26 protein-coding genes are annotated in these 26,991 nt (G+C 67.8%); 8 read left to right on the top strand and 18 right to left on the bottom strand.

What is annotated here, in order from left to right; all coding sequences use genetic code 11:
• Nucleotides 1-16 precede the first annotated feature (16 nt).
• The gene (locus NKJ47_RS03490) at nt 17-913 is read right to left on the bottom strand and encodes a LysR family transcriptional regulator (protein WP_307548242.1); all 897 of its coding nucleotides are present in this window, start codon (nt 911-913) and stop codon (nt 17-19) included.
• Between the two features lie 180 nt (nt 914-1,093).
• Here NKJ47_RS03490 and NKJ47_RS03485 point away from each other — a divergent pair, with 180 nt between their 5' ends.
• Nucleotides 1,094-1,798, top strand: a complete 705-nt coding sequence (locus tag NKJ47_RS03485; RefSeq protein WP_254460150.1) for an SDR family NAD(P)-dependent oxidoreductase — start codon at nt 1,094-1,096, stop codon at nt 1,796-1,798.
• Nucleotides 1,799-1,840: 42 nt separating this feature from the next.
• On the opposite strand, the gene NKJ47_RS03480 is transcribed toward NKJ47_RS03485, so the two are convergent.
• The 6 genes from NKJ47_RS03480 to NKJ47_RS03455 all read right to left on the bottom strand — a co-directional run bounded on the left by NKJ47_RS03480 (nt 1,841) and on the right by NKJ47_RS03455 (nt 11,078).
• Nucleotides 1,841-3,043: a sensor domain-containing phosphodiesterase gene (locus tag NKJ47_RS03480; RefSeq protein ID WP_254460149.1), complete on the bottom strand. Its 1,203-nt coding sequence runs from the start codon at nt 3,041-3,043 to the stop codon at nt 1,841-1,843.
• A 415-nt stretch (nt 3,044-3,458) separates the two neighbouring features.
• A complete protein-coding gene (locus NKJ47_RS03475) occupies nt 3,459-4,121 on the bottom strand; it encodes a CPBP family intramembrane glutamic endopeptidase (protein ID WP_254460148.1) in 663 nt (220 codons plus the stop codon).
• Between the two features lie 106 nt (nt 4,122-4,227).
• The gene (locus NKJ47_RS03470) at nt 4,228-5,994 is read right to left on the bottom strand and encodes an ATP-dependent nuclease (RefSeq protein ID WP_254460147.1); all 1,767 of its coding nucleotides are present in this window, start codon (nt 5,992-5,994) and stop codon (nt 4,228-4,230) included.
• Between the two features lie 6 nt (nt 5,995-6,000).
• Nucleotides 6,001-6,837 (bottom strand): NrdJb, encoded by an 837-nt coding sequence (locus NKJ47_RS03465; RefSeq protein ID WP_254460146.1) that lies wholly within the window; start codon nt 6,835-6,837, stop codon nt 6,001-6,003.
• A gap of 87 nt (nt 6,838-6,924) precedes the next feature.
• On the bottom strand, nt 6,925-7,614 hold the full coding sequence (locus NKJ47_RS03460; protein WP_254460145.1) for a hypothetical protein: 690 nt from the start codon (nt 7,612-7,614) through the stop codon (nt 6,925-6,927).
• Between the two features lie 191 nt (nt 7,615-7,805).
• On the bottom strand, nt 7,806-11,078 hold the full coding sequence (locus tag NKJ47_RS03455; RefSeq protein WP_254460144.1) for an LAGLIDADG family homing endonuclease: 3,273 nt from the start codon (nt 11,076-11,078) through the stop codon (nt 7,806-7,808).
• Nucleotides 11,079-11,571: 493 nt separating this feature from the next.
• Between NKJ47_RS03455 and NKJ47_RS03450 the strand changes: the two genes are divergently transcribed.
• Entirely contained in the window at nt 11,572-13,005 is a 1,434-nt protein-coding gene (locus NKJ47_RS03450; protein ID WP_254460143.1) for a Do family serine endopeptidase, read from the top strand.
• A 10-nt stretch (nt 13,006-13,015) separates the two neighbouring features.
• Here the strand turns inward: NKJ47_RS03450 and NKJ47_RS03445 are convergent, their stop codons facing one another.
• Nucleotides 13,016-13,243: a hypothetical protein gene (locus NKJ47_RS03445; RefSeq protein ID WP_254460142.1), complete on the bottom strand. Its 228-nt coding sequence runs from the start codon at nt 13,241-13,243 to the stop codon at nt 13,016-13,018.
• 174 nt (nt 13,244-13,417) lie between these two features.
• Here NKJ47_RS03445 and NKJ47_RS03440 point away from each other — a divergent pair, with 174 nt between their 5' ends.
• From NKJ47_RS03440 to NKJ47_RS03415, 6 genes are all read left to right on the top strand, one after another.
• On the top strand, nt 13,418-13,789 hold the full coding sequence (locus tag NKJ47_RS03440; protein WP_019801903.1) for a hypothetical protein: 372 nt from the start codon (nt 13,418-13,420) through the stop codon (nt 13,787-13,789).
• A gap of 7 nt (nt 13,790-13,796) precedes the next feature.
• Nucleotides 13,797-14,273, top strand: a complete 477-nt coding sequence (locus tag NKJ47_RS03435; protein WP_254460141.1) for a phage holin family protein — start codon at nt 13,797-13,799, stop codon at nt 14,271-14,273.
• The gene (locus tag NKJ47_RS03430; RefSeq protein WP_254460140.1) at nt 14,270-14,743 is read left to right on the top strand and encodes a hypothetical protein; all 474 of its coding nucleotides are present in this window, start codon (nt 14,270-14,272) and stop codon (nt 14,741-14,743) included. The genes NKJ47_RS03435 and NKJ47_RS03430 overlap by 4 nt, the downstream gene beginning before the upstream one ends.
• Before the next feature lie 307 nt (nt 14,744-15,050).
• A complete protein-coding gene (locus tag NKJ47_RS03425) occupies nt 15,051-16,163 on the top strand; it encodes an AI-2E family transporter (RefSeq protein ID WP_254460139.1) in 1,113 nt (370 codons plus the stop codon).
• Between the two features lie 100 nt (nt 16,164-16,263).
• Nucleotides 16,264-16,980 carry an HAD family hydrolase gene (locus NKJ47_RS03420; protein ID WP_254460138.1) on the top strand — a complete coding sequence of 239 codons (717 nt, stop codon included), beginning with the start codon at nt 16,264-16,266 and terminating at the stop codon, nt 16,978-16,980.
• 49 nt (nt 16,981-17,029) lie between these two features.
• Nucleotides 17,030-18,400: a leucyl aminopeptidase family protein gene (locus NKJ47_RS03415; protein WP_254460137.1), complete on the top strand. Its 1,371-nt coding sequence runs from the start codon at nt 17,030-17,032 to the stop codon at nt 18,398-18,400.
• Nucleotides 18,401-18,464: 64 nt separating this feature from the next.
• Here the strand turns inward: NKJ47_RS03415 and NKJ47_RS03410 are convergent, their stop codons facing one another.
• From NKJ47_RS03410 to NKJ47_RS03365, 10 genes are all read right to left on the bottom strand, one after another.
• Nucleotides 18,465-19,130 carry an NYN domain-containing protein gene (locus NKJ47_RS03410; protein WP_254460136.1) on the bottom strand — a complete coding sequence of 222 codons (666 nt, stop codon included), beginning with the start codon at nt 19,128-19,130 and terminating at the stop codon, nt 18,465-18,467.
• A 347-nt stretch (nt 19,131-19,477) separates the two neighbouring features.
• Entirely contained in the window at nt 19,478-20,839 is a 1,362-nt protein-coding gene (gene hglS, locus NKJ47_RS03405) for a 2-oxoadipate dioxygenase/decarboxylase HglS (RefSeq protein WP_254460135.1), read from the bottom strand.
• Nucleotides 20,840-21,087: 248 nt separating this feature from the next.
• On the bottom strand, nt 21,088-21,675 hold the full coding sequence (locus tag NKJ47_RS03400) for a hypothetical protein (RefSeq protein ID WP_254460134.1): 588 nt from the start codon (nt 21,673-21,675) through the stop codon (nt 21,088-21,090).
• 92 nt (nt 21,676-21,767) lie between these two features.
• Nucleotides 21,768-22,526 carry an HAD family hydrolase gene (locus NKJ47_RS03395; RefSeq protein WP_254460133.1) on the bottom strand — a complete coding sequence of 253 codons (759 nt, stop codon included), beginning with the start codon at nt 22,524-22,526 and terminating at the stop codon, nt 21,768-21,770.
• Between the two features lie 202 nt (nt 22,527-22,728).
• Nucleotides 22,729-23,106 carry an EF-hand domain-containing protein gene (locus NKJ47_RS03390; protein ID WP_254460132.1) on the bottom strand — a complete coding sequence of 126 codons (378 nt, stop codon included), beginning with the start codon at nt 23,104-23,106 and terminating at the stop codon, nt 22,729-22,731.
• 226 nt (nt 23,107-23,332) lie between these two features.
• Complete coding sequence (locus NKJ47_RS03385) at nt 23,333-23,722, bottom strand: hypothetical protein (protein ID WP_254460131.1); 390 nt, start codon at nt 23,720-23,722, stop codon at nt 23,333-23,335.
• Between the two features lie 104 nt (nt 23,723-23,826).
• A complete protein-coding gene (locus tag NKJ47_RS03380; RefSeq protein ID WP_254460130.1) occupies nt 23,827-24,024 on the bottom strand; it encodes a CPXCG motif-containing cysteine-rich protein in 198 nt (65 codons plus the stop codon).
• Between the two features lie 29 nt (nt 24,025-24,053).
• Nucleotides 24,054-24,743, bottom strand: a complete 690-nt coding sequence (locus NKJ47_RS03375) for a M15 family metallopeptidase (protein WP_254461328.1) — start codon at nt 24,741-24,743, stop codon at nt 24,054-24,056.
• 199 nt (nt 24,744-24,942) lie between these two features.
• Nucleotides 24,943-26,307 (bottom strand): XVIPCD domain-containing protein, encoded by a 1,365-nt coding sequence (locus tag NKJ47_RS03370; protein WP_254460129.1) that lies wholly within the window; start codon nt 26,305-26,307, stop codon nt 24,943-24,945.
• A gap of 68 nt (nt 26,308-26,375) precedes the next feature.
• Nucleotides 26,376-26,921 carry a lysozyme inhibitor LprI family protein gene (locus NKJ47_RS03365; protein WP_254460128.1) on the bottom strand — a complete coding sequence of 182 codons (546 nt, stop codon included), beginning with the start codon at nt 26,919-26,921 and terminating at the stop codon, nt 26,376-26,378.
• Nucleotides 26,922-26,991: the final 70 nt, after the last annotated feature.

Here is a 26,991-nt window from a genome sequence, read left to right as displayed (position 1 = left end):
CCACCGCCCCTACCGATCAGCGCAGCGGCATCCGGCTGCGGAACTCGGCCAGCACCAGGGCACGAAGCCAGCGGTGCGCCACGTCGTGCTCCAGCCGCGGATGCCACAACATCGACACGGTGATGGCCTCGGTGAGTACCGGCAGCGCGAACACGTGTGCGGGCTCGCGCAGCGTGTCGGGCTGCCCCGCCATGAACGAGGCCGGCACCAGTGCGATCAGGTCCGAGCCGCGCGCGACCGCCAACGCGGCGGAAAAGCTGGGCACCACGGTCGCGACATGGCGAACCAGGCCCATCTGCTGCAGCGCGTCGTCCACCGGTCCCTGCGCCCGCCCGCGCCGCGAGGCCACCACGTGGCCGAACGCCACGTAACGCTGCGCACTCACCTGCGCCTCGCGCGCCAGCGGATGGCCGCCGCGCACCGCGCCGACGAAGCGATCGCGGAACAGGCCCTGCACGCGCAGTTCCGGCCCCATTTCGCTCAGCACCCCGATCTCCAGATCGGCCAAGCCCTCGCGCAGCGGCCCGGCGGTCTTCTGCGCCTTGGCGACGAACCGCAGGCGCACCTGCGGCGCCGACGCGGCCACCGCGGCGACCAGCATCGCCGCGAACGCCTCCACGAAGGCATCGTTGGCGCGCACGGTGAAGGTGCGCTGCAACGTCCCCGGATCCAGCGCGGCCGGCGCCGGGCGCAGCACCGCGCGTGCGGCCTCCACCGCGTCGCGGGCGCGCTCGCGCAGTTGCAGCGCATGCGGTGTCGCCACCATCGCACCGCCGGCGCGGACCAGCAGCGCATCGCCGGTCGCCTCGCGCAGCCGGGTCAGCGTCCGGCTCATCGCCGACGCGCTCAGCCCGAGCCGCCGCGCGGCGCCGGCGACGCTGGCTTCCGCCAGCAGCGCGTCGAGGGCGATCAACAGATTCAGATCCGGTTCCGGCATACGCGCTTTCCCACGGTGGCGAATGGACACAGGCGTCCCACGCAAGGCGTCAATGCATCCGACGCGCGTTCCGCTGGGCGACCCGCGCGCCTAGAGTGCGCAGACCGCCAGCGGACCCCGCGTGCCGAGGCCGCGCCGGCCACGAGGAGACCCGCCATGATCCACGCCCCTGCACAAAATACCGTCCTGCTGATCGGCGCCTCGCGCGGCCTGGGCCTGGCGATGGCCGAAGGCTACCTGAGACGCGGCTGGCGCGTCATCGCCACCGAGCGCGCCGGCGCGCCCAGTGCACTGCACCGCCTTGCCGCGGCGCATCCGCAGGCGCTGCGCATCGAATGCGTCGACATCACCGTCCCGGCGCAGCTGGCCGCGCTGCGCGCGCGCCTGCAGGGCGAGGTCGTGGATCTTCTGTTCGTCAACGCCGGCGTCAAGAACGACGACCGCGAGACCGTCGCCGATGTCGCCACCGACGAATTCGTCCGGGTCATGGTCACCAACACGCTGAGCCCCATGCGCACCATCGAGACCTTGCGCGACCTGGTGCGCGACACCGGCAGCATCGGCGTGATGTCGTCCGGGCAAGGCAGCATCGCCAACAACACGAACGGCCAGCACGAGATCTACCGCAGCAGCAAGGCGGCGCTGAACATGCTGATGCGCAGCTTCGCCGCCCGCCAGCGCGACAGCGCGCGCACCCTGCTACTGATGGCGCCCGGCTGGGTGCGCACTGACCTGGGCGGACCGGACGCGCGCCTGTCCATCGACGACAGCATCCCGCGCCTGCTCGACACCATCGACGCCGCCCACGGCCGCGGCGGCCTGCACTACCTGGACTACCTGGGCCGCGTGGTGCCCTGGTAAACGCCGCCGCAAGCCAGTGACGCGCCGGCGCGCTACGCTCGCTTACGCCCCTTCGGCCTGCACCAAGGCCAGCGCGTCCTGCTCCGGCAGCGGCCGCGACAGGAAATAGCCCTGCACGAAATCGACGCCGAGCGCGCGCAGGGTGTCCAGTTCCTCGGCCGTCTCCACGCCCTCGGCCACGACATGCGAGCCGATCTCGTGCGCGAAGTTGGTCAGCCCCTTGGCCAGCGCGCGGCACGTGCGGTCGCTGTCGATGCAGTGGGTGATGCTCATGTCGAGCTTGATCACATCCGGCTGCAGCCGCAGGATGTGGCGCATGCTGGCGTAGCCGGCGCCGGCGTCGTCCACCGCCAGGCGCGCGCCGCGCGCGCGCAGCGGCGCCAGCGCATCGGCCAGTTCCTGGTAGTCGCGCACGATGGCGTGCTCGGTGATCTCCAGGGTCAGGCGCGCCACGTCGATGTCCTCCCCCAGCAGCACCGCCAGCGCCTCGGACGTCAGCAGCTCCGGCGACAGATTGAGATTGAGCCGGTAGGTCGGCGGAAACCGCCGCAGATAGGCCAGCGTCTTGGCCACCACGTGCAGCTCCAGGCGGATGCCGACGCCGGCCAGCTCGGCCTGCTGGAACCACTGGTCGGGGCCGCGCTGCGGGGCGATGTCGAAACGCGACAGGCACTCGAATCCGTGCAGGCGCATGCCGTCCAGCGCGAACAACGGCTGGAACACGATGCGCGGCGCGCCCGCGGCCATTGCGCCGTCGATCTCGTCGATCATCGCCTGCCGCTCCAGCTTGTGCGCCTCCACCTCTTGCAGGCGCAGCGCAAGAATCTCGGCGAATGCGCGCAGCATGCCGATGTCGCGCGGGCCCAGGTCGTGCCTGGGCAGGAAGCTGAAACAGCACAGCGTGCCGTACACCCGGCCACTGACCTGGATCGGCACGCTCATGTGCGCGCCGATCGGGATCGAGAAGGTCGCCGGGATGCATTGCGCGGCCGGCTCCAGCGAGGTATCCGGAATGAGCTGTGGCAGATCGCCTCGGACCACGCCCATGCAGTAGCCGTCGGCCAACGGCAGGATCTGGCCTTCGTGGATCGGGCAACCGGGCGGCGCGTCCACGTGGTCGAGCACGCGATCGGTCTCGCGGAAGCGCGACAGGAACGCCACGTCCATGCCCAGGTGCCGGCGCACCACGCGCAGGCAGCGGCGCAGTTCGCGATCGCTGATCTCGCCGGACAGCAGCTCGAACAACGGATGAGATCCCACTCCTTCCCCGGTCCACGGCATCCAGCGTCTCCCCCGAAAGCGTTGCGGCGACCGCAGCCTCCCCCTACCGCGGCGCGGGCCCGCGCACATGTCGCTGGATCCCAGGACATCTGTCCTGTTGCCCAGCGAGCGACACGTTCATGCCACCCGACTGTACGGCGTGTCACACAACAGCGAAAGCACCCGTCGTTCAGATAGCTGAGGTGTCTACGGCGGCTGCCCCGCGTCGGACATCGCCACCGCGCATTGACTGGCGCAGGGGCTGCCCCCCAACGGCGGGCAAGCCAGGCGCGGAACGCCGGCCGCCGCTCGCCAGCGGGGGCAGCCGCTCCGGTTGAGCGGCCTCGGAGGCGCGCCATCGAGGCAAGGCGTGCCGGCCGGCGCGGGTGCGGCGAGCACGTCAGACGTAGACCGCCAGCCCCAACAGATCCAGCGCGCCATGCGCCACGATCGCCGGCCACAGCCGCCTGGTCCTGGCTACCCACCAGCCCAGGATCAGCCCCACCAGCAGGATGCAGATGGCACCGGTGGCCCCCAGGTACAGGTGATACGCCCCGCGGATCGCCACGCTGACATTGACCGCGAACGCCTGGCTGTGCCGCCGCTCGAGCGCGCGGATGACGTAACCGCAGACGAACACTTCCTCGAAGACCGGATTGAGCAGCGAGACCGCCAGCACCGCCGCGATCGACAGCCGCCCGGCGACCATCCCGTCGATCGCAGGCGCGTCGGCCGCCGCCCCCGCACTCAGCAGACGCCACGTGTAGGTCGCCAGCATGCAGGCCGCCAGCAATCCCAGCCCCGCGCGGAGATCGCGCACCTGCCACTGCAGCCCCAGGGCCTGCGGCGTCCAGCCGCGGAACCACAGCACCGGCAGCAACACCGCCAGCAGCAGCAGTTCGTAGCACACCATCCACCACAGACTCGCGTCGGAAAACGACGGCTCGACCGACGGCGCCAACACTGCCATCGTGCCGGAGTAGATCGGCAACCCGAACGCCACCGCCACCACCAGCAACAGCTCGCCCCATCCGCATGATGGCTCCCCACGTCCCGCATTCACGCTCCCTGTCTCGCTCCATCCAATTAAGAATTGCTTCGTAGCAGGCTATATATGCACGCAATGGAACGCGCGAAAATATATCGAAATTAAAATTGAAAATCATCCCTCATCGACAGAAATCTTCCAGCGAAACCATCAGATCAAAAATATCCTCTGGCACCTCCCCTATTTGCATAGACGAAATTATTGCTTTTGGAGACAGGGCAACAGAATACTTTCTCTGAATTATTTCATTTAACTTGGCAAGAACCTTTTTCCCCGGAGCCATTGCCAATCTAGAGTCAAATTCTTTCCATCGCTCTTCAAACAAGGCATGCGCCTGAGCATGAAGAGTAGAAGAATCATAAGATTTATTACTTTCTCGAAGCTGATCAATAACTCTTGAACTAAACTGCCCAAATATTTCAGGCTTCATATTTTCAATTACAATATTTAAAATTCCTGCAACGTCCTCATCGAATTTTCTCGCTGTAGCTCCGCGCCGCTCTCTATCTTTTAGCTTGGCATGGATACAACGTGAAATCGCATCAGGCACAAGCAAATAATTTTCTATCTCTTTCCTTTTGTGGACGTAACAGAGAGAGCAGAACTTTAAAACCCCGTCTTTAATTTTTTCAACTTCCGAAAAAATTCTATAATCACGGTCAAATATCACCGCCTTCTTAACCTCAAAACCTAGAGACTGCTCCATCCCTTCTGAGAAATCCTTCACGCGCGCAGGATTGAACCCATATGCAGGAACAATAGCAAAACCAGACTGGTTAGCCAAAGAATTTTTCCCTAGCCTTCTTGCAAAAGCACCCAACAAGTCAAAATCACCCCCTTCCACAAATAGCACACGCCGAGTTTTAGAGAGCTGAGTGAGTATCGGATTCAAACCTGACCCAAGCGCTGTAAAAACCCCAGCAAGATCTAAAGGGCGAGATATCTTCCTTGATCGCTTCACCTTTCTATCTATTATTATAATTTCACCAGACTCAGCCTCACTAAGCATCTCAGTTGAGTGAGTGGCAATAAGCGAATCACCTTTCCTATCTCGCAACACCTGGATCAGCTGCCGCTGTATATCAGAATGAAGATATACATCTGGCTCATCAATCACAAGAAAAGAGCCGTCACCTGCCTTGGTGATGAAGGTAATCATCTGACACCAAGCCTGAAACCCAAAACCCGACCAGAAAATCTCCCTAGAAAATCTTTTCTCCTCATAAAACATGTGAAGCCGCGCACCACTTTCGCCATGCGTGAGCTCGGGTTTCCTTATAGTTGTATCGGGCCACGTTTGCTTAATAAGCTCAGAAAATTCAAAAAACTTTTCCGGGTAGTGAAACCAGATATTCCTAAAATTTCGCGACGCTCTGTGCGTTTGTAAAGCCCTACGAGCCGCTTCTTCCCGGAATAATTGCTCATCGTGCTCAACTGGACCAAGAACAGGAACAAAACTCAATGAGAAATCGAAGCATCTTTTGAATTCGCTAGGCGTTTGAGGTATTTTACCCCCATTGTCAACCACAAAAATACAAGTATCGGACTCCGGGAATATGAGTCTCATAGTCCCTCCCGGCGATATTACAAACTCAACTATTGCGGGCTCCGCATCATCGTAGTCTGTAAATATATTCTCGGTGGATATGGATAGACCCTCCAAATCAACACGATACCCATATCCTCTATATACTGGCGAATCAAGATACTCAGCTTTCCTAGAATGTGCACGGCGCAGCCCCTCTCCCAGTATACGCAACGCGCCTATCACTGTAGATTTCCCTGCGTTATTTGGCCCAACCAGGATGTTGAACCCGCCCAAGGAAATCGTGTAGTCACGAAAAGTTTTGTAGTTTGAAAATTTAATTGAAGTAAGATGTGAGGGCATAGATTTTCAACCGCACTTCGAATACCCACAATTCAAACAAGTAGCACACCCATCCATGATCACCAGCGCCTTGGTATTGCACTTGTGGCACATCGTGGCCGACGGCGGGAAGCTCGCGCCGTCGCCGGTGACGGCGATGTCCTCTTCGTGGTCGGCGGTGGAGTCCCCGGAGGCCGTACCCTCATCCGCCCTTCGGGCACCTTCTCCCGCAGGAGAAGGAACTGCCTTGCTTACTTCACTGTTTTTTTTTGAGCGCTCTTCGTACTGCTTGCGCTTCTCGGCGATCAGCGCGCGCTGGTGGTCGCTCATTTCCGGGTCGTGCAGCAGGCCGATCGACTTCATGTGCTCTTCGACGATGCTGCCCAGTTCGGCCACCAGCGACGGCATGTACACGCCGCCGGCCTTGAAGTAGCCGCCCTTGGGATCGAACACGGCCTTCATCTCGTCGACCAGGAAGGTGACGTCGCCGCCCTTGCGGAACACCGCGGACATGATGCGGGTCAGCGCCACGATCCACTGGAAGTGCTCCATGGACTTGGAGTTGACGAAGATTTCGAACGGGCGGCGCAGTTCGTGCTCGGTGCCGGCGTTGAGCACGATGTCGTTGAGGGTCACGTACATGGCGTGTTCCACCAACGGCGACTTGATCTTGTAGGTGCTGCCGATCAGCACGTCCGGGCGCTCGATGCGCTCGTGCATGTGGATGATGTTGTCCGCCGGCGCTTCGGCCTCGGCGGTGGCACGGTCGATCGACGAGGCGGGCACCGCGGCGGCGTCGCGCGCCTTGTCCTCGGGGGTGACGACGGTGTAGCCCTTGATTTTCTGGTCGATCTTGATGGCCATGGGGCATGCGTTCCTGGAAGGCGGAGCGGGACACGGGCACGGGCCCGGCCTCTCTCCCGCGCGGGAGAGAGGGTGCGACGGGACGGCTTACTTCTTGGCGCGGGTAGCCGCGGCCTTCTTGCCGGCGGCCTTGCGCACGGCGGTCTTCTTCACCGCGGCGCTCTTCTTGGCGACCTTGGCGGTGCTCTTCTTGACCGCCTTGGCGGCCTTGCCCACGGCCTTCTTGGCCACGGCCTTGCGCGCGCCCACCACCTTCTTCACCGCGCTCTTCTTGGCGACCACCGACTTCTTGGTCACGGCTTTCTTGGCGGCGACCTTCTTGACCGCCTTCTTCGGCGCGGCCTTCTTGGCGGTCACTTTCTTTGCCGGCGCCTTCTTGGCCACCGCCTTCTTGGCGGCGGCCTTCTTCGCCGGCGCCTTCTTCTCCGCTGCCTTCTTGGCGGTCTTCTTGCCGCTCTTGGTCAGCGAGGCCGCTTCGGCCTGGGCGCTGGCCTTGGCTGCTTCCAGCTTCTTGCGCGCGCTGGCGACGGTCTTCTTGACCGCCCTGCCGGCCTTCTCGGCGCGCTTGGCGACGGCCTTCTCGGCCTGCTTCACCACCTTGCGGGTCTTGGCGACCTGGTCCTGCACGCGCTTCTGCACGTTCTCGGCGGTCTGCTTGACGCTGGCCACGGCCTCGCTGGCGGTGGCGGCGATGGTCTCGCCCACGTTGGTGGCGGTTTCTTTCACGTTCTCGGCGACCTGCGTCAGCGTCGCCGTGACGCCATTTCCATTGCTCATAAAACCCTCCTCAGGGTGTCAGTGTTTATGTAACGCAGGCGATGCTATACCGATTGCGGCGAAGCGGGGAGCCGGTAAAAGCGACAACCGGCGGACGGTGGGGAAGCGTTGGGGAAGGGCGGCGCGCCGCGCTCCGAGGCTCCCACCGCCGCCCTCCCCTCCGCCGGCGCGAAAGGGGAGACGGGACGGCGTCAGAACTTGCCGTAATACCCTTCTTTCAGCGCATCGAACAGGTTGGCGGCGGTGTGCATCTCGCCGTCGTATTCGATCTGTTCGTTGCCCTTGGCCTCGACCACGCTGCCGTCCTCCAGCTCGAAGCGGTAGGTGGTGTTCTCCAGGTCCGCTTCCTTGACCAGCACGCCCTGGAAGGCGGCCGGGTTGAAGCGGAACGTGGTGCAGCCCTTCAGCCCCTGCTGGTGGGCGTAGCGGTAGATGTCCTTGAACTGCGCGTAGGGATAGTCGGTGGGGACGTTGGCGGTCTTGGAGATGGAGCTGTCCACCCACTTCTGCGCGGCGGCCTGCACGTCCACGTGTTCCTTGGGGTGGATGTCGTCGGCGGCGATGAAGTAGTCCGGCAGGCGCGCGGCGGCGTCCTCGGCGAACGGCATCGCCTTGGGGTTGACCAGGTGGCGGTAGGCCAGCAGCTCGAAGGAGAACACGTCTACCTTCTCCTTGCTCTTCTTGCCCTCGCGGATCACGTTGCGGCTGTAGTGGTGGGCGAAGCTGGGCTCGATGCCGTTGGAGGCGTTGTTGGCCAGGCTCAGCGAGATGGTGCCGGTGGGGGCGATGGAGCTGTGGTGGGTGAAGCGCGCGCCCACTTCGGCCAGTTCCTCGACCAGCGCCGGCGCCACTTCGGCGATGCGCTGCATGTAGCGGCTGTACTTGGCGTGCAGCAGCCGGCCCTCGATGCGCTCACCGACGCGCCAGCCGTCGCGGGCCATTTCCGGGCGCTGCCGCAGCATCGCCGCGGTGACCTCGAAGGTCTCCTGCATGATCGGCGCCGGGCCCTTCTCCTTGGCCAGCGACAGCGCGGTCTCCCAGCCGGCCACGGCCATCTCGCGGGCGATGGCTTCGGTGAACTCGCAGGACGCGGCGCTGCCGTACTTCATCCGCAGCATGGTCATGGTCGAGCCCAGGCCGAGGAAGCCCATGCCGTGGCGGCGCTTGCGCAGGATCTCGTCGCGCTGCTGCTGCAGCGGCAGGCCGTTGACCTCGACCACGTTGTCGAGCATGCGGGTGAACACCCGCACCACTTCCTTGTATTCCTCCCAATCGAAGCGGGCGCGCTCGGTGAACGGGTCGCGCACGAAGGTGGTGAGGTTGATCGAGCCGAGCAGGCAGGCGCCGTACGGCGGCAGCGGTTGCTCGCCGCAATTGTGGGCGTGCAGACCGTTGCCGTCGAAGGTGTTGATGCCAGGGACCTGCACGTCGTAGACGTCTTCGATGCCATCGGCGGCCACCGACTGCACGGTCGCCACGAAACGCTCGCGGTTCAACTGGCGACGGTAGCCGGACAGCAGCGCCTTGAGGCGGTTGGCCTTGGCGGTGTCGGCAAAGCCCACCCGCTGGGCGAAGGCATCGAGGTTGTCGCCGCTGACCACCAGTTCGTGCTGCGCCTTGGTGGGGTAGGCACGCGTGCCGCCGTGCCCATCGGGGAGCAACGCCGTGCCGGCGGGACGCCGGTCGCGGTAGATCTGCGAGGCGATGCCCAGCCGCAACAGCATGCGCTGCGCTGCCTCCAGCCGCGCCAGGTCGGACTGTGCCAGGCGCACGCTGACGCCCTTCTCCTGGCTGCCCTGCACCGACCCATCGGTGTCGAACAGGCCACGCAGGAAGCCGCGATGAAAATCGCTGGAGGTCTTCTCGACGGCCGGCGTGATCGCCTTGTCGCCCGGACGCAGGCCCAGCTCCAGCGCCAGATCGCGCAATGCGGCCGACTTCAGGCGGTACTCGCCACGGTCGCGCACCTCGCTCCAGCCCGCGAAGTCGGCGCGGTGCGGCAGGCTGCGCGCGCAGCGCAGGGCTTCGTCCATCAGCGCCACCGGTGCCTGCGGCGCCGCATTGACCGCGGCGGCCTGCGACCAGACCGACAACACGGCGGCTTCCTGCTTGAGCGTGCCGTCGCCCACCAGCATGCCGAGGAGGACACCTTCCTCATAGCTGCGCGCGCCGCCCCACTCCGCACCGGCACGGTGGTTGTTGAGCAGCACCCGGTCGCCTGCGACCAGTTGGTCCGCCTGGCACCATTGGGTGTCCAGCGACCAACGGGTCTGGCGCACCACGCGCCGTACGCGGTGGTCCCCGGTCAGGCGCAGCGCGTAACCTTCCTCCGTCTGCAGTCGCACCACCTGCTTGTGCGCGGTCTTGAAGAAACCCTCCGCACCGGTGGCATGGTCGCCGCCATCGACCCGCGCCAGGAACTGCGTTCCCAGCAGATCGGCGACCTGACGCGGCCCCTCCGCGGTCTGCACCCAGGTATCGGCGGTCACGCAAGGATTGGTCGCGCGGATGGTCTCGCACCACCAGTTGTTGTTCATTTCGTTGACGCGGTCGATCAGGATGAAGCCCGGCTCGGCGTAGTCGTAGGTGGAGACCATGATCATGTCCCACAGGTGGCGGGCGCGGATGTGCCCGTACACCTTGCACGCGACCAGGCCATCGTCGCGCACGATGTAGTCGGTGTGCGTGGGCCAGTCGCGCCAGACCACGGCGCTGGCGTCGGCCAGGTCGATGTCGGCCTCTTCCTTGCGGTTCACCGGGAACACCAGCGGCCAGTCTGCGTCCTGCTCCACCGCCTGCATGAAGCCGTCGGTGATCAGCAGCGACAGGTTGAACTGGCGCAGGCGCCCGTCCTCGCGCTTGGCGCGGATGAAGTCCTTCACGTCCGGGTGGGACACGTCGAAGGTGCCCATCTGCGCGCCGCGGCGGCCGCCGGCCGAGGACACGGTGAAGCACATCTTGTCGAAGATATCCATGAACGACATCGGCCCGGAGGTGTAGGCGCCGGCGCCGGCCACGAACGCGCCGCGCGGGCGCAGCGTGCTGAACTCGTAGCCGATGCCGCAGCCGGCCTTGAGGGTCAGCCCGGCCTCGTGGACCTTCTCCAGGATGCCGTCCATCGAGTCGGTGATGGTGCCCGAGACGGTGCAGTTGATCGTGCTGGTGGCCGGCTTGTGTTCCTGCGCGCCGGCATTGGAAGTGATGCGCCCGGCCGGGATCGCGCCGCGGCGCAGCGCCCAGGCGAAACGCTCGAACCAGTAGGCGCGCTGCTCCTCGCCGGCCTCGGCGTCGGCCAGCGCGCGGGCCACGCGCAGGTAGGTGCCGTCGATGTCGGCATCCAGCGGTTCGCCCTGCTTGGTCTTGAGCCGATACTTCTTGTCCCAGATGTCCTGCGACGCCGGCTGCATCGGGATGGGGTCGTGCTTGGATCCGGTCTGGACGACTTCCAGGCGCACCGTGCTCATTCTGCTGTGTTCTCCTCGAACCTGTCCCGATGGGGCGGATGGGTGGTCATCCGCCGTGTGTCTTGTGTGTACCGCACTTGCGCTGCACGGCAGAGACGGCCGCGGCAGCGCGCGCGGCGCCTGCCCTCGACCGTTCGATATTCCCCGAATCCGCGACCTTCCCTGTCACCGTCCCGTCATGCACCGCCCAGCGCGCCAGTGGATGTGAAATCCTGGTGAAGAAAACCCCAGTTCTAGTGCCGCCCAGATGCGTTACCGCTACATGTAGTGGCTGCGGCACGCACGAACGCTAACCCCGGGCAGGCCGACTGTCAACGCCGCCGCGCGGCGCTCGGACGCGGTCGCCGCGCTGCGCACGCGGGGCGCCTGCGCGGCCTTGCGACGGTGGTGCCGGACCGCTTTCACTGGCGGTTAAACGGCGCGCGTTCATCTTGATTTACGCGCACGCGCGCCCACATGCCCCACGTCTCCCGCGTCCCCCGGAAAACCACCCATGCGACCGCTGCCCACGCTGCTGACCCTGACCGCCGCCGCTGCCTTCGGCGGTTTCGCCGCCACCGCGATCAATGCGCAACTGGACAACCGGGCCGAGGCCGCGCCGGCGGCGGCACCGCCCCTGTCCGGCGCCGCGCGCCTGCCGTCGTCGGTGGCCGGCGAGCCGCTGCCGTCGCTGGCGCCGATGCTGCAGAAGGTGATGCCGGCGGTGGTGAGCATCAACACCAAGCAGGTGGTGCGGGTGCGCAATCCGTTCTTCAACGACCCGATCCTGCGCCGGCTGTTCCCGGACATCCCGCAGGAACGGATCAACGAGTCGCTGGGCTCGGGCGTGATCATCGACGCCAAGAACGGCTACGTGCTGACCAACCACCACGTGGTGGAAAACGCCGACGACGTGCAGGTGACCCTGGCCGACGGGCGCAGCTTCAAGGCCGAGTTCATGGGCTCGGACGCGGACACCGACATCGCGCTGATCCGGATCAAGGCCGACAGCCTCACCGAGATCCGCCTGGGCGACAGCGACAAGCTGCGCGTGGGCGATTTCGTCGCCGCCATCGGCAACCCGTTCGGCTTCACCCAGACCGTCACCTCCGGCATCGTCTCGGCGATGGGCCGCAACGGCATCCGCGGCCTGGGCTACCAGAACTTCATCCAGACCGACGCCTCGATCAACCCGGGCAACTCCGGCGGCGCGCTGGTGGACCTGCGCGGCGAACTGGTCGGCATCAACACCGCCAGCTTCAACCCGCAGGGCAGCATGGCCGGCAACATCGGCCTGGGCCTGGCGATCCCGTCGAACCTGGCGCGCGCGGTGGTCGACCAGTTGATCAAGAACAACGGGGTGATGATCCGCGGCACCTTCGGCATCGAGACGCAGAACCTGACCACGCAGATGGCGCAGGGCCTGGGCCTGTCGGCGCCGCGCGGGGCGCTGGTGACGCGGGTGCTGGACGGGTCGGCGGCCGCGGCCGCCGGGCTGCAGCCGGGCGACGTGATCACCGGCGCCAACGGCGAGCGCCTGGACAGCGCCGAGGCGCTGCACAACTACGAGGGCCTGCAGCCGGTAGGCAGCACCGTGACCCTGGACGTGCGCCGCGACGGCAAGCCGCTGCAGCTCAAGACCACGCTCAAGGAACAGCCGCGCGCGATCAGCGGCGAGTCGCTGGACCCGCGGCTGAGCGGCGCCACCTTCACCGACCTGCCCGAATCGCTGCGCCAGTCCGGCATCTCCGGCGTGCTGATCAGCAACGTGGCGCGCGGCAGCCGCGCGGCCCGCAACGGCCTGGCCGGCGGCGACATCGTGGTGGCCGCCTCGGTCGGCGAGTTCGCCGACCTGGCCAGCTACCGCGCCAACTTCGCGCGCAAGCCGGCGCAGCTGGTGTTGCGCGTGGTGCGCGGCGGCGCGCAGGCCGACCTGGTCATGCAGTGAGCCCGGGCGCTCAGGCCAGGCGCGCGGCGTAGTCGTCGCGCACGTGCTGGTTGAGATAGGTGGTAAGGCCGCGCCCGGCCGCGGCCAGGCGCTGCATCTCCAGCACCTGCAGCAAGCCCGGATGGTGGCGGTCGTAGCGGTAGGTGGCGCCGTCGGCGAAGCGCAGCACGATCCAGTCCGGGCCGCTGTCGTAGGCCACCACTCCAGCATGGCCGCCGCGGTTGCCGTAGGCATGCATCGCGATTCCTCCGGGACTTGGCCGATCGCCGGCGAGCGCCGACACTATGGCGCATCGTCCGCGGCCACGAGCTAACACCCCGTACACCCCGCCGATGGTATTGGTGTCGCCCCGTTCTGCGCAGCGTCCGCCACGGCGGACGGCAGGCCCCCAAACCCCAAAGGAGACATGCCCATGAATGCCAGCCCGACCAATACCGAGAACCTCAAGGACAACCTCAGCGAAGCCGGCGCGCACCTGAAGTCCGCGGCCAGCTATGCCGGCGAGGCGATCAAGGGCGCTGCCGGCGCCGCCGGCGAGGAACTGAAGCTGGGCAAGGCCAACGTCAAGGCCGAGCTGTCCGACAGCGCCCTGTCCGGGCTGGCGGCGGCCGAGTTCGGCGGCGCCGCGGCCAAGGAGCAGGTGGACGTGCTGCTGGACAAGGGCCGCGACCTGATCGACAGCGCCGCCGAACTGATCCGCGAGCGTCCGCTGGCCTCGTTCGGCGTGGCCTTCGCCACCGGCTGGATCATCGCCAAGCTGGCGCGCAGCGGCGGCGACAAGTAAGCCGCGCGTGAGCGAGGAGCAGGCCCGCGCCGACGGCGCCGCGGCGGACGCCGCGGCCGCACCGTCGCTGGAGGAGTCCTTCCGCGCGCTCGGCACGGCCGGCCGCGAAGGACTCAACGCCACCCTGGACACCGGCCGCGCGCTGCGCAAGCTGGTGGCCGCGGACCTGGCGCTGGCCCGCGCCGCGCTGGCGCGGGCACTGGTGTGGCTGACCGTGTCGGTGGCGTTCGGCGCCTCGGCGTGGATGCTGCTGATGGGCGCGATGATCGCCCTGCTGCAGCGCATGGGCTGGTCGTGGCTGGCGTCGATCTCGGCGACCGCGGCGTTCAGCCTGGTGGTCACCGCACTCGGCGCCTGGCAGGCGCTGCGCTACTTCGACATGAGCAAGCTCGACGCCACCCGCCGCCAACTGGCCAAGCTGGGCATCGGCGGCGACGACGAGGACGGCGACGAGGCCGTCGCCAAGCGCGAGGGCACATCATGACCCTACGACAACTGCAGCACCGCATCGCCCGCGCCGAATCGCTGTTGGAAGGACGCCAGGAGCAGGCGCGCACGCATTGGGCGACCCTGCAGCAGGTCTGGCGCGAAGGCTGGACGCCGTGGCGGATCGTTGTGGTCGGCCTGGGCACCGGCTTCCTGGTCGGGCGCGCCGAGCCGGTGGCGGTGGTCGGCAAGCTCGGCGGCGCGCGCTGGTTGCAGATGCTCAGCGCGGTGTCCAGCCTGATCACCGCCACCACGGCCAAGAGCGCGTCCAACGACGCCGAGCGCGCCTCCGACAATGCCGAGCAGGCCGCGGACAGCGCACAGGACGCGGCCGTGGACGCCACGACTGCGCCCACGCCGCAGCCCACCGCGACGCCCACCGCCGGCCCCCAGCCCTGGCCGCCGATGGCCTCGCGCCCCGGGCACCCGGCCGCCGCGGAAGCGGCGACCGACCTGTCCGAGCGCTAGGGCGCCTCCAACCAGCACCCAAAGCACCCGGAGGAGCGGCTTCAGCCGCGACGGGCGTAGCCGGTAAAGCCCGTCGCGGCTGAAGCCGCTCCTACGATGGGCTCCGCGCACCCGGTTCCATTACGGCGCCGCCGGATTGCACGCAGTGCCATGCGACCGCCGGCGCCACGCCACGCGCACGCGGCGGCCACGCGGCCTTGATACCGCCCCGGCCACGATCGGCCTACACTTCGCTTCCTTTCCGACGCCGCTCGGCGCGTGCACTGCGGCGCGCGGCGCGCGGCGCGGCCACCGTATCGCAGGTTCGATGAGCACAGTTCCCGATCCCGCGGCCGTCGCCGACGACGCGCCGCATGGCCCCCTGCCGCCACCGCCGGCACCGCGCCCGCGCGGACCGGTCTCGCTGGTGGTGCTGGCGACGTTGGCGGTCTGCTACACGCTGTGGGCCGCGCAGGACGTGATCTTGCCGATCCTGCTCTCGGCCTTCTTCGCCCTGGTCGGCAACCCGATCCTGCGCATGCTGCAACGGCTGTACCTGCCGCGCTTCTTGGCCGCGCTGCTGGTGCTGCTGTCGGGCATGGCGGTGGCGACGACGCTGACCGTGCAACTGGCCGGACCCGCCGCCGAGTGGGCGCAGCAGGCGCCGGCGCAGCTGCGCCATCTCGCCACCCAGGTGCGCGACCTGACCAAGCCGATGCAGCAGGCCAACCAGGCCGCGGAGAACTTCGCCCGTGCCGCCGGCGGCGAGAGCGGGCGCCGCGTACAGGTGATCCGCACGCAGATGGACGACCCGTACAAGGCGCTGGTGCGGACCCCGCGGCTGGCCGCCTCGGCGCTGGCGGTGGTGCTGCTGACGTTCTTCTTCATGGTGTTCGGCGAGAACCTGCAGCGTCATGCGATCGCGTTGCTGCCCAGCCGCCAGCAACAGAAATTCACCACCGAGATCCTGCGCTCGATCGAACGCGAGGTCTCGCGCTACGTCCTGACCATCACCGTGATCAATACGCTGGTCGGCCTGGTCTTCGCCGGCATCCTGATCCTGCTGAAGATCGCGCCGCAGGAAGCGCTGCTGTGGGGCACGGTGGTGGCGCTGCTGAACTTCGCGCCGTACGTGGGGCCGTTGATCGGCGCGGTGCTGATGCTGCTGATGGGCTTCGTCGCCTTCCGCGACCCGCTGAGCGCGGCGCTGCCGGCGATCCTGTACCTGGGGCTGCACACCCTGGAAGGCCAGGTGGTGACGCCGATCGTGCTCGGCCGGCGCATGGCGATCTCGCCGCTGATGCTGATCCTGGCGCTGATGCTGTTCGGCTGGCTGTGGGGCATGATCGGCCTGCTGCTGGCGGTGCCGCTGCTGGTGTGCATCAAGATGGTGCTGGCGCGGGTGGAGGGCATGCAGCGCTGGGCGCGGTTGCTGGAGTGAGGCGGGGATTGGGGATTGGGGAGTCGGGATTGGAGGCGCGTCTACCGGGCCTGGCCCGCGGCGGCATCGGCGCTTGGCGTAAAATGCGCTGGTGACTTCCATGCCTTCCTTCCCCGTCCGCGCGATCACGCTGGATCTGGACGACACCTTGTGGCCGTTCGCGCCGATCGGCGCGCGCATCGAGCAGGTGCTGCACGACTGGCTGCTGCAACACAGCCCGGCCACCGCCGCGCGCTTCCCGGTCGCGGCGATGCGGCAGCTGCGCGAAGAAGTGTTCGCCGCGCATCCGCACCTGCATCACGACCTCAGCGAACTGCGCCGGCTGACCCTGCGCCGCGCGCTGCACGAGAGCGGCGCCGACCCGGCGTTGCTGGAGCCGGCGTATGCGGTATTCCATGCCGCGCGCAACCAGGTGCAGTGCTATCCGGACAGCATCGCCGCGCTGGAGCGCATCGCCGCGCGCGTGCCGGTGGTGGCGCTGAGCAACGGCAACGCCGACCTGGCCACGATCGGCCTGGACCGGCATTTCGTTTTCCAGCTCAGCGCCCGCGAACACGGCGCGGCCAAGCCGGACCCGGGCATCTTCCGTGCCGCCTGCGCGCGCCTGGGTCTGCCCTGCGCGCAGGTGCTGCACGTGGGCGACCACATCGAGATCGACGTGGTCGGCGCGATGCAGGCCGGCCTGCGCGGCTGCTGGATCAACCGCGACGCGCAGGCCTGGCATCCGCCGACCCCGCCCGACCTGCACTTCGACACCCTCACCGGCCTGGCCGACTGGCTGGACGCGACCCAGCCGGCCGCGGCGGCGCGCGCCTGATCCGCGCCCCCTCGCCCGCCGGCCTTCTCCCTCTTCCAAGGATCCGCTGATGTCCCTGCCGACCGGCTTCACCGACGCCTCCACCCACGCGTTGCCGCTGTACGTGCTCGACCGCGAGCACCTGGCCGACTGGCGCGCGGCGCACTCGCCGGCGTGGGCGGCGTGGATGGACGCCCAGCAGTTCGTGGCCGCACCGGGCAGCGTGCTGCTGCTGCCGGGCGCCGACGGCGTGGCCGCGGCGGTCCTGGGCGTCGGCGATCGCGGCGATGCGTATGCCTACGCGCATGCGCCGTTCGCGCTGCCGGCCGGCAGTACCTGGCGGCTGGAGACGGCGCTGGACGCCGACGCGCTGGCGGCGCTGCACCTGGGCTGGGGCCTGGGCAGCTACCGCTTCGCCCGCTACAAGCAACCGCCGCGGCTGCCGGCGCAGTTGCTGGCCACGCCGCAGGCCGAAGTGCGCGACCTGATCGCGGCCTGCGTGCGCGTGCGCGACTGGGTCAACACGCCGACCGAGCACATGGGGCCGGAGCAACTGGAAGAGGCCGCGCGGGCGATCGCGCAGGACCACGGCGCGCAGTTCGAGAGCATCGTCGGCGACGCGCTGCTGGCGCAGAACTTCCCGGCGATCCACGCGGTCGGCCGCGCCTCGCACCGTGCGCCGCGGCTGCTGGTGCTGCGCTGGGGCGAGGAGGCGCATCCGCATGTGGCCCTGGTCGGCAAGGGCGTGTGCTTCGACACCGGCGGCCTGGACCTGAAGCCGGCCGACGGCATGCGCCACATGAAGAAGGACATGGGCGGTGCCGCGCACGCGCTGGCGCTGGCCGGGCTGGTGATGGCGCAGCGCCTGCCGCTGCGGCTGACCGTGCTGCTGCCGGCGGTGGAGAATGCGGTCGGCCCGAACGCGTTCCGCCCCGGCGAGGTCATCGCCACCCGCCAGGGCACCAGCGTGGAGATCGACAACACCGACGCCGAAGGCCGCCTGGTGCTGTGCGATGCGCTGGCCTACGCCGGCGAGCAGCGCCCCGACGCGATCCTGGATTTCGCCACCCTGACCGGCGCCGCGCGCATCGCCCTGGGCCCGGACCTGCCGGCGTTGTTCAGCAACGACGACACCCTGGCGCAGGCCTGGATCGCCGCCGGCGAGCGCACCCGCGACCCGGTCTGGCGCATGCCGCTGTGGCGCCCTTACCTGCGCTACCTCACCAGTTCGGTCGCCGACCTGGCCAACGCCGGCTCGCGCATGGCTGGGGCGGTGACCGCGGCGCTGTACCTGGAGCGCTTCGTGCCGGCGCGGCAGGCGTGGGCGCACCTGGACGTGTACGCCTGGAACGACAGCGACCGTCCCGGCCGCCCGGCGGGTGGCGAAGCGCTGGCGCTGCGCTCGGCCTACGCCATGCTCAAGGCGCGCTACGCGGGGTAGCGGCAGCGCTGCATGCGCAGCCCGCCCTGCGCACGTCTAGCCACATCCGATGCCGATGCTCCAGTCACGTCGTCAGTGCATCCATCAAGGACTTCGCCGTCGACACGACCATGAGATCCGCGTTCTCGACCACATCTTCCTTCGTCCCATGGCCAAGGCTGAAAAGATAGAGCTGCGCGCCTTCTCGGCGAGCGAACTTCATTGCAGGAACGAAGTCGCTATCGGCTGTGACGAGTACGATGACTTCCACATGCTTTTTTAGCGTCAAAGCAGCGATATCCATGCCAATTCGCATATCCACGCCCTTCTGCTTGATGACGGGCTTCAGGTCCAAACTTTTAAGTTTCAGCGTGTCAGACGCGACGTCATAGTTGCCTGCGTTTTTCAGGGATTTGAACTTGGCCATCCACCCGTCATGGCTGCATTCGCCCTGACGCAAAGCAAAATGGGGAAGCTTCGCCACGTCCCTCACCAAGGCAACGTTGGCTTGGAAAACAGGCGTTTTGTCGTACTCAATGACTTCGCCGGTTACAGGTTGCTCTACGGCCCGACCAAGTGGCGCGGCATCGTAGTAGTAGACCCGATGCAGAAGGCAATCTTGAAGGCTTTCATGTTTGCGAATCGCCTCCACGAGTTGCTGGATGCGGTTGGCAGAAACGTCGCCACTCGATTTCAACTTCCTTTTAACGAATCCTGCATCCAGCAGGACGGCGAAGCGCCTCTGATGCATGCCCATCTCCTTGGCAAAAAGATGGCCGGATGCAGGTGGGGGGCAAGCCCCGCTTATATGTCACCTGCAAACGGCCGGTTTTCACCACAAATACTGATACCAATCGGCAATACCGTCAATAGCGGCCCCTGAACTGGGCGGGTGACCGTGCCAGTACAAACAGCGCTGATCGTGATGTCCACAAGCACGCTGGAACGTGAAAGGGATTCACGACATATGCACGGCCATAGGAAAAGTGGAGGCGCTTAGGGCCCGAGATGCGTGAATCGTGAGACGGCGGCGAACACGCACCACTGGAACATCTGCCTCGCACTTGTCGACCATAGGCGAACTCGCCCAACGTTACGTCACCCCGCCAGCGCCTGCAGCGAATCGCGTTCGATGCCGGCGTAGATGGCGAATTCGTCGTGCACCGTCGCGCCCAGCGCCTGCTCGAACGCGGCGCGGTTGGCATGGGCGGCGTAGGCGCGCTGTTCGCCGCCGCCGAGGTTGGACTGGAAGATGCCCGCGGCGCTGACCGGGAGGAAATCCTCGTAGACGATCGGGTCGGCACTGGCCAGGCCGTCGGCGATCAGCGCTTCGGCCGGCTTGCCGGCCAGGGCGGCGGCGCCGGCGGCGCGGCCGGCGTCGGTCAGCGCGTAGCGGAAATAGCCCAGGCCCTCGCGGCGCAGGGTGGCGTAGTCGTCGGGGAAATCGGCGAACACAGCTTGCAGGCGGGTGCCGTAGTCGGCGCCGGCGCTGCCCTCGGCGGCGCGCGCGCGCTCCAGCAGCGCGTCGTACAGCGCGCGGCCCTTCGGGGTCAGGGCCAGGCCGCGCTGTTCGATCTCGCCGAACCGCGCGGTGTGGGTGCCGGCCTCGGCGCCATCCGCGCCCGCCGGGAAGCGCACGGTTTCTTCCAGCGCCTTGAAGCTGGTCTGGCGCAACAGGATCGGGCAGGCGCGGCGCGGCGGGCCTTCGATCACCGCCTTGGCGTCGATCCCACGGCGCAGCATCTCCGCCTGCGCCGCGTCGATGTCCAGGGTGCGCGGAGTCAGGTGGTTGATGTGCGGGCCATGGAAGCTGACCACGTCGGCGATCAGCTTGTGCGCCGCGCTCAGCGCGCGGTAGGTCGGCAGGCTCACGGTGGCGTCGCTGTGCCAGCGGAAGGTCTCCAACGCCTCGGAGACGAAGCGCTGCGCATCGGCGTCGCCCAGACCGCCGTCGCGTTCGCATTGCGCGATCAGTGCGAGCGCGCCGTCGGTGAAGATGCGGCGCTTGGCGAGGATCTGCGCGGCCTGCTCGCGCAGCGCCGGGTCCTCGATCAGCTCCAGCCGCAGCAGCGAGGTGAACACGCGGAACGGATTGCGCGCCAGCGCCGCCGCATCCAGCGGGCGGAACGCGGTGGAGTGCACCGGCACGCCGGCCACCGACAGGTCGTAATAGCCCACCGGCGCCATGCCCATCACCGCGAACAGGCGGCGCAGGGTCGCCAGTTCCTCGGCGGTACCGACGCGGATCGCGCCATGCCGCTCCTGGTCCAGCCGCGCGCGTTCGTCGTTGCGCTGCAGTTGCGCGTCCAACGCCGGGTCCGCGGCCAGGGTCTGCGCGTTGACCTGCGCCACCAGTTCCATCAGCGTGCCGTACAGCGGCACCTCGGTGCGGTACATGTCGGACATGGCCTGCGCGAACAGGCTGCGGATAGCGTCGGGCGAAACGAAGGCGTTGGTCATCGGGCGGTCCGGAGCGGCGGTGGCGCCGGCGGCAGGACCGGCAGAACGCCTATTCTCGCGCCGCGGCGGCGGCGCGGCCAGTGCGTGGGAATGGCGGCAGCGCGTGCCGGTGCGGTGGGGAGTGCCAGGCCGCCGGTGTTTGTGTCGGCGCAGTTTGTCGAGCGGGCGAAAGGCAATTGGGAATGAGGATTGCGAGTGCGCTGCGCGCCCCGACCCTCACCCCAACCCCTCTCCCGGGGGGAGAGGGGCTAGGTGCCTACTGCGCCGTCCTGCGGTTGGGCCGCGGCCCGGTCGCGTGCGGCGCGGTCGCCCAGTTGCCGGCGCAGCAGGGCGTCCAGCACGATCGGCCGGTCCCAGTGGTCGTAGCTGGCGACGATGGAGTGGCGCAGCGCACGGTAGGCCAGCGAGCCGGGCGGCGCATCCAGTTCCTTCGCCACCGTCGCCCAGCCGGCCGACACGCCGGCGGCCGTGCGCGCACGCACCACGTCGCGGTAGGACCGCCCCGCCGCCTTGGCCAGGAATGCGGCGACATACACGTCGCGCGGCGGCCAGTGCCGCTCGCGCAACAGGACTTCGGCATAGCCGCGCGGCATCTGCGCGTAGCGCACGACCTCGTCGAGGAAGCTGTCGGGGTAGCGCGCGGCGTAGCGGTCGATGTCGAGCAACTGACGATCGATCCAGGCATCGTCGGTGCCAGGGTCCTCGACCGGTGCCGCGTCCACCGCCTCGGCGGCAGGTGCACGTGCGGGCGTCACGGCGCCCTGCGCGCCAGCCGGGCCGGCAGCGCACAGCGCGGCGGACAGAAACAGACCGGCAGAAAACGGATGCAGGCGCATGGGGCGATTCTGCCGGAGGCGACGGGCGCTGTCAGCGCGCGTGGGAGCAGACCTGCCGGTGGATGCGCACCGCTGCCGGGCGCGGCAGTCGCTCAGCCGTGCTGCAGGCGCGCCGCATGCCGGTTGAGATCCGCCACCGCCTGCGGCCAGTCCGCCGCCGCGGCCACTTCGCGCAGGCGCGGTTCGTCGGCCGACAGCCCATGCTCGGCCTCGTGCGCCCAGGTGGTGGTGTACGGGGTGTGGATGCCCCAGCCGCCGAGCGCGATCACCGGCTCCACGTCGGAGCGCAGCGAGTTGCCGATCATCACGAAGCGCTCGGCGCCGATGCCGAACTCGGACAGCACCCTGGCGTAGGTCTTCGGATCCTTTTCCGAGACCACCTCAATGCGCGGGAACAGATCGCCCAGGCCCGACAGTTCGATCTTGGCTTCCTGGTGGAACAGGTCGCCCTTGGTGATCAGCACGACCTCGAACTCGGCGGCGATCGCCGCCACCGCCTCGCGCACGCCGGCGATCACTTCCACCGGATGCTGCAGCGTGCTGCGCCCGATCTCGACGATGCGCCCGATGTCGCGCGCGGAAATGCGCGCCTCGGTCAGCTCGATCGCCGCCTCGATCATCGACAGGGTCATGCCCTTCACGCCGTAGCCGAACACCGCCAGGTTGCGGCGTTCGACCGCCAGCAGATGCTGCAGGGTGCGGGCGTCGTGCAGGTCCAGGTACTGGCCGAGGATGGCTTCGAACGCGGCCTCGGCATCGCGGTAGTAGTCCTCGCTCTTCCAGAGCGTGTCGTCGCCGTCGAAGCCGACCAGGGCGATGGGAGAGGGGCGCAGCGCAGTGGGTGTTGGCATCGGCCAAGCATAGCAGCGGGCCCCTGCGGGCTGACGACACGTGGCGTCGCCACCTCGGAACGCACGACGGCAGCCAAAGGCCGCCGTCGTGGTGAAGCGTCTGCCCGCACCCGCGCCGCGGCGGGTGCGCATGGGATTCGGTCCCGGCGAGGCGGCACGCGGCCTCGCCGCCGCGCGGCCGCCGATGCCGGAACCGCTCCCGTTACTGGTCGCCGTTGCTGTCGCTGCCGGTCGCCGCGCCGCCCTGCTGCTTGGCGACGTAGGCCTTGTACTCGTCCGGGGTCAGCTTGCCGTTATGGTCGGCATCGGCCTGGGCGAAGATCTGGCTGAGGCCGGCGTTGACCTGCGCCTCCTGCTTGCTGATGGCGCCGTCCTTGTCGGCGTCCACATCGGCCCAGGTCTGGCCGCCGCCCGAGGCCGCGCCAGCCTGTCCGCTCTGGCCGGTGGCGCTGGTGGACGACTGCGTCTGCGCCTGAGCGGCGGCGTCGGCCTGCGCGTCCTGGGCGAACGCCGGCAGGGCCAGCGCGGCGGCGAGCAGGGCGGCGGTACCGATCAGCGGGGTGCGGTTGCGAATGTTCATGGGTGGATTCTCCTTGGCTCTCTCGGTGTGGCATGTCCGGTCGATTCCGGAACACGGCGCTACCGTGCCGGTCTCAGACTGAATCCATTCCCTGTCGAAAAAAGCCGCAAAACGGATCGTTAACCACCGCGTCGGCGCAGCACGCTACCGCGCTGGTTAGGGATCGGTGAGGGCGCGGTAAGGCGTCCATTCGAGACGTTTGGATTGCAGAAAGAAAACGTCTGTTTCAGCGTGTTTCGTGACCGCCGTCGCCGGCGTTTCCGCTTGAACGCCCCCTGAATACGACCCAGGCCAGGGCCACGCCGCACAGCGCGCCGGCCACTTCCAGCACCACCCGGGAGCCCAGTTCGTCCGGATCGTGGATGCTGGCCAGCGCGATGCGTGCGTACAGCGGCGACTCCAGGCGCACGATGCTGGTGTAGAACAGGTTCCAGCAGTCGATGCCGGCCGACGCCGCCACCGCGATCAGGCACGCGCCGCCCAGTTGCTGGCCCTCCGTCCAGCCCAGCCGCCGGCCCAGCCACTGCCACAGCGCATACACCAGGAAACCGACCGCCAATGCGATCAGCCCGGCTTCCAGCGAGCCCAGCAGGCCGAAGTGCAGCGGCAGGTTCATCGGGTGTCCTCGGTCGGCAAGGCCGCAAGTCTAGAGGGTGTCGCGCATCGGCGTACGGCGCGGCGCGCGCAGCGGCATCCGACCGCGCCGCGCCGGCGCGCGGATCAACTGGCGTTTTCGGCGATCGCGCTCACCACCGGCGCGCCGTCCTCGTCCCAGCGCACCGTCATCAGCATCGGCTTGCAGCACACCTGGCAGTCCTCCACGTACTGCTGCACGTCCACCGACGGATCCAGCGCGACATCGATCCATTCGCCGCAGTAAGGACATGGCAGGTCGACGAATTGGTGGGTACCGGTCATGCGGGTTCCGTGGCGGTGATCGCAAACCGCTAGCGCACCGGCACGTCGAAGGCGACGTCGGGGCTGGGCTCGGGCTGGAAGGTGTAGTGCCACCACTCCATCGGGTAGTTGACGAAGCCGCGCGCGGCCATCGCCTTCAGCAGTTGCTGGCGGTGCGCGCGCTGGGTGGCGTCGATGACCGGGGTGTCGGTGTGCGCGCTGGGGTCGAAGAAGTCGAAGCCGGTGCCCATGTCCAGCGCACGGCAGGGGCCCTGGCGGCAGTCCAGCACGCCCAGGTCGACAGTGGCGCCGCGGCTGTGGCCGGAGCGTTCGGCGATGTAGTCGCCGAGCAGCACGCCTTTGTCCAGGTTCGGGTAATAGCGCGCCTTGGCCAGCTGATCCTGCGGATCGCGCGCCCAGGCGACGAAGGCGCGGACCGAACGCTGCGGACGGTAGCAGTCGAACACCTGCAGGCGGTAGCCCTTGGCCTGCAGGTCGCGCTGCACCTGCGCCAAGGCCTTAGCAGCCGGCGCCAGCAGATAGCACTTGGGCGCGTCGTAGCCCGGCACCGGACGTCCGGTGAAGTTGTCGTGGCCGGCGTAACGGATGTCCATCGCGATGTCCGGCGCCAGCGCATGCACGTCGACCAGTCCCGCCTGCGCCGGCGTGGTGGCCGGCGAGGTGGTCGGTTCCCCAGCGAACGTGGCGGGCGCGACGGCGAACACGAACGCCAGGCCCAGCGCCCGCAGCGTGCCGTGCCGGCGCCAGGGGCGCGACGGACAGCGGCAGCGGGAGCGGTGGGCATGCGGCATCTGCGCAGCATAGGCCATGGCCGCTGCCGCTGTCCTGCACCACCGCCCCGCCTGTGCTGCGCGATCTGCGGAGCGCGCCGCACGGTGGCCACCGGCGCGCGCCGATGGCCGCCCTGCGCGGCGCGCGTCAGCGCCCGGGCAGCTGCGCCTGGGTTTGAGTGCGCTGCGGGTCCTGCACCTGCCGTTCCTGGGCCTGACGCTGGGTCTCGGCCGCCAGTTGCTGCTGGCTCTGCTCCAGCGGCACGGTCGCCGCCTGCTGGCGATCGACATAGGCGCGATGCACGTCGTGCGCGTTCTCCGGATTGCGCTGCACCGCGATTATGCCGCGGCCATCGGTGCTGGCGACCAGGTCGTCGATGCGCGACATGCCGCTGACCTTGGCCTCGAACGCCAACTGCCCGGCCGCGCGCTGCATGGCCTCGCGGTCGCCGTAGCCACCGTGGCGCCCCTGCTTTTCCAGCTGCGCGACCGCCTGGTCGAACAGCGGGTTGTCGCGCCGCAGCTGCTCCACGCCCTGCTGCCGCTGCACGCTGCGCTCGATCGCGGCCAGCGTCTCCGGGCCGGCCTTGCCGTCCACGCCCTTCAGGTGCTGGTCGCGCTGGTACTTCTCCACCGCCGCTTCGGTCTTGGGGCCGTAGGTGCCGATCGCATCCTTGGCGTCCAGGTAGCCGAGCGTGGCCAGCTTCTCCTGCAGGCCCTGCACCGCCTCGCCCTGCGCATTGCGCGCCAGCACGCCGCCGTGCGCGGCCGGCGCGCGATGGCCGTCGTGCGGCTTCGGTGCCGTGTGCGCGTCGCGCGACTCGTCCGGCTTGGCGACGGTCTTGCCGAGGTCGGCCAGCTTGAGCAGGTCGGCCTTCTCGTTCTCGGCGCGGTGCTGCAGCGAATCCAGGGTCTTCTGCTGGTGCACGCGCGGGAACAGCTCCTTGACGTGCTCGGCCTTGTAGTCCTGCACCGCGCTGACGATCTCCTTGTCGGAAATCTTCGACAGGTCGGCCTGCTTGCCGAACTTCTCTTCCATCGCGCGCAGGAACACGCCGGAACCGCCCGGCTTCCTGTCGCTGCCGGGGCCGTACTGGACCGCGGTGCTCCACATCGCATCCTGCACCGCCGGGCCGCGGTCGGACAGGTCCAGGCCCTTGTCCTTGAGCCGGTCGACCAGTTTGTCGAAGTGGGTGCGCTTGATGTAGTCGTGCTGTTCCTGGCCGAAGCCGGGGTCGGTCCTGGCCAGCTCCTTCCACTTGGCGCTGAACGCGTCCGAGCCCGGCTTGAGGCCGGCGAAGTCGTCGCTGTACTTGCTGTCCCGGACGAACGCGGCGACGGTGCCGCCGTTGATGACCTTGCCCTCACGGGTGGTGGTCTGCGAGGTCATCTGGTACGAGCCGTAGGACACGCCGCCCGGGTCGTCGACGCCGGAGGACACGGTCGACGCGCCGCGGCCGCCGGTCTCGTAGTGTTTGGAGGTCTGGCCCAGTTCCCAATCCTTGTCGCTCATCGCAATCTCCTTGGCTGGACGCGCGGCGTGGAAGGCGCCGTGCGTCGGGGTTCACTGCACAGGTGCAATCAGTGCGCTTCGAGTTCGTCGGCGCGGCGTGCGGTCATTTCCAGCCGGCATTCGGCCGCATCCACACGCTCGGCCTGGCCGCCGTCCGGATCGGCGACGCACTTCTCGTCGCGCTCGGCGATCCACTGCCGCTGCCGCTCGCGCAGCGCGTGCTGCTCGCTCTCGCCGAGCTTGGCCATCGCCGCCTTGTAGGCGGTGTTGAGGCGCTGGTCCTGGTAGGCGTGTTCGTCGGAAATGCAGTCCAGCATCGCCGGGGTGGCGCCGCCGGCGGCGGTGATGCAGGTGTCGTAGGACGGTCGCAGCACGGGGGAATCTCCTGAAGCGGGGGAAGGGCTGGGCGTCGCTGGCGCGGCGGCCGGCGTGGCGGCCGGCGTGGCGGCGCCCGCATCGGCCTGGGTGCCGGCATCGTGCGAGGCGGCAGCGGCCGCAGCCGGAGTGGCCGGTGCCTGGGACTGGCTGGGCGTGGAAGACGGCGCGCTGCAGGCGGCAGTGGCCACGCACAACAGCAGCAGGGAAGAGCCTTGGAAAGCCTTGGCGATGGCCATGGTCGGGTTGCGTCCTTGTCGTTTGCGCGAGCGGAAAAGCGAGGTTCTAAGCGATCGTTGCGTTCGCTGT

The sequence above is a fragment of the Xanthomonas sacchari genome (assembly GCF_024266585.1).
Lineage (GTDB): Bacteria > Pseudomonadota > Gammaproteobacteria > Xanthomonadales > Xanthomonadaceae > Xanthomonas_A > Xanthomonas_A sacchari_C.
The sequence above is the reverse complement of the archived record's forward strand: the minus strand, read 5'-3'. Positions and strand labels throughout refer to the sequence as shown.

Coding starts and splice junctions, on each gene's coding strand:
- NKJ47_RS03485 (WP_254460150.1), top strand. CDS start 1,094: ATGATCCACGCCCCTGCACAAAATACCGTCCTGCTGATCGGCGCCTCG.
- NKJ47_RS03470 (WP_254460147.1), bottom strand. CDS start 5,994: ATGCCCTCACATCTTACTTCAATTAAATTTTCAAACTACAAAACTTTT.
- NKJ47_RS03465 (WP_254460146.1), bottom strand. CDS start 6,837: ATGGCCATCAAGATCGACCAGAAAATCAAGGGCTACACCGTCGTCACC.
- NKJ47_RS03460 (WP_254460145.1), bottom strand. CDS start 7,614: ATGAGCAATGGAAATGGCGTCACGGCGACGCTGACGCAGGTCGCCGAG.
- NKJ47_RS03455 (WP_254460144.1), bottom strand. CDS start 11,078: ATGAGCACGGTGCGCCTGGAAGTCGTCCAGACCGGATCCAAGCACGAC.
- NKJ47_RS03450 (WP_254460143.1), top strand. CDS start 11,572: ATGCGACCGCTGCCCACGCTGCTGACCCTGACCGCCGCCGCTGCCTTC.
- NKJ47_RS03445 (WP_254460142.1), bottom strand. CDS start 13,243: ATGCATGCCTACGGCAACCGCGGCGGCCATGCTGGAGTGGTGGCCTAC.
- NKJ47_RS03440 (WP_019801903.1), top strand. CDS start 13,418: ATGAATGCCAGCCCGACCAATACCGAGAACCTCAAGGACAACCTCAGC.
- NKJ47_RS03430 (WP_254460140.1), top strand. CDS start 14,270: ATGACCCTACGACAACTGCAGCACCGCATCGCCCGCGCCGAATCGCTG.
- NKJ47_RS03425 (WP_254460139.1), top strand. CDS start 15,051: ATGAGCACAGTTCCCGATCCCGCGGCCGTCGCCGACGACGCGCCGCAT.
- NKJ47_RS03420 (WP_254460138.1), top strand. CDS start 16,264: ATGCCTTCCTTCCCCGTCCGCGCGATCACGCTGGATCTGGACGACACC.
- NKJ47_RS03415 (WP_254460137.1), top strand. CDS start 17,030: ATGTCCCTGCCGACCGGCTTCACCGACGCCTCCACCCACGCGTTGCCG.
- NKJ47_RS03410 (WP_254460136.1), bottom strand. CDS start 19,130: ATGCATCAGAGGCGCTTCGCCGTCCTGCTGGATGCAGGATTCGTTAAA.
- hglS (WP_254460135.1), bottom strand. CDS start 20,839: ATGACCAACGCCTTCGTTTCGCCCGACGCTATCCGCAGCCTGTTCGCG.
- NKJ47_RS03400 (WP_254460134.1), bottom strand. CDS start 21,675: ATGCGCCTGCATCCGTTTTCTGCCGGTCTGTTTCTGTCCGCCGCGCTG.
- NKJ47_RS03395 (WP_254460133.1), bottom strand. CDS start 22,526: ATGCCAACACCCACTGCGCTGCGCCCCTCTCCCATCGCCCTGGTCGGC.
- NKJ47_RS03390 (WP_254460132.1), bottom strand. CDS start 23,106: ATGAACATTCGCAACCGCACCCCGCTGATCGGTACCGCCGCCCTGCTC.
- NKJ47_RS03385 (WP_254460131.1), bottom strand. CDS start 23,722: ATGAACCTGCCGCTGCACTTCGGCCTGCTGGGCTCGCTGGAAGCCGGG.
- NKJ47_RS03380 (WP_254460130.1), bottom strand. CDS start 24,024: ATGACCGGTACCCACCAATTCGTCGACCTGCCATGTCCTTACTGCGGC.
- NKJ47_RS03370 (WP_254460129.1), bottom strand. CDS start 26,307: ATGAGCGACAAGGATTGGGAACTGGGCCAGACCTCCAAACACTACGAG.
- NKJ47_RS03365 (WP_254460128.1), bottom strand. CDS start 26,921: ATGGCCATCGCCAAGGCTTTCCAAGGCTCTTCCCTGCTGCTGTTGTGC.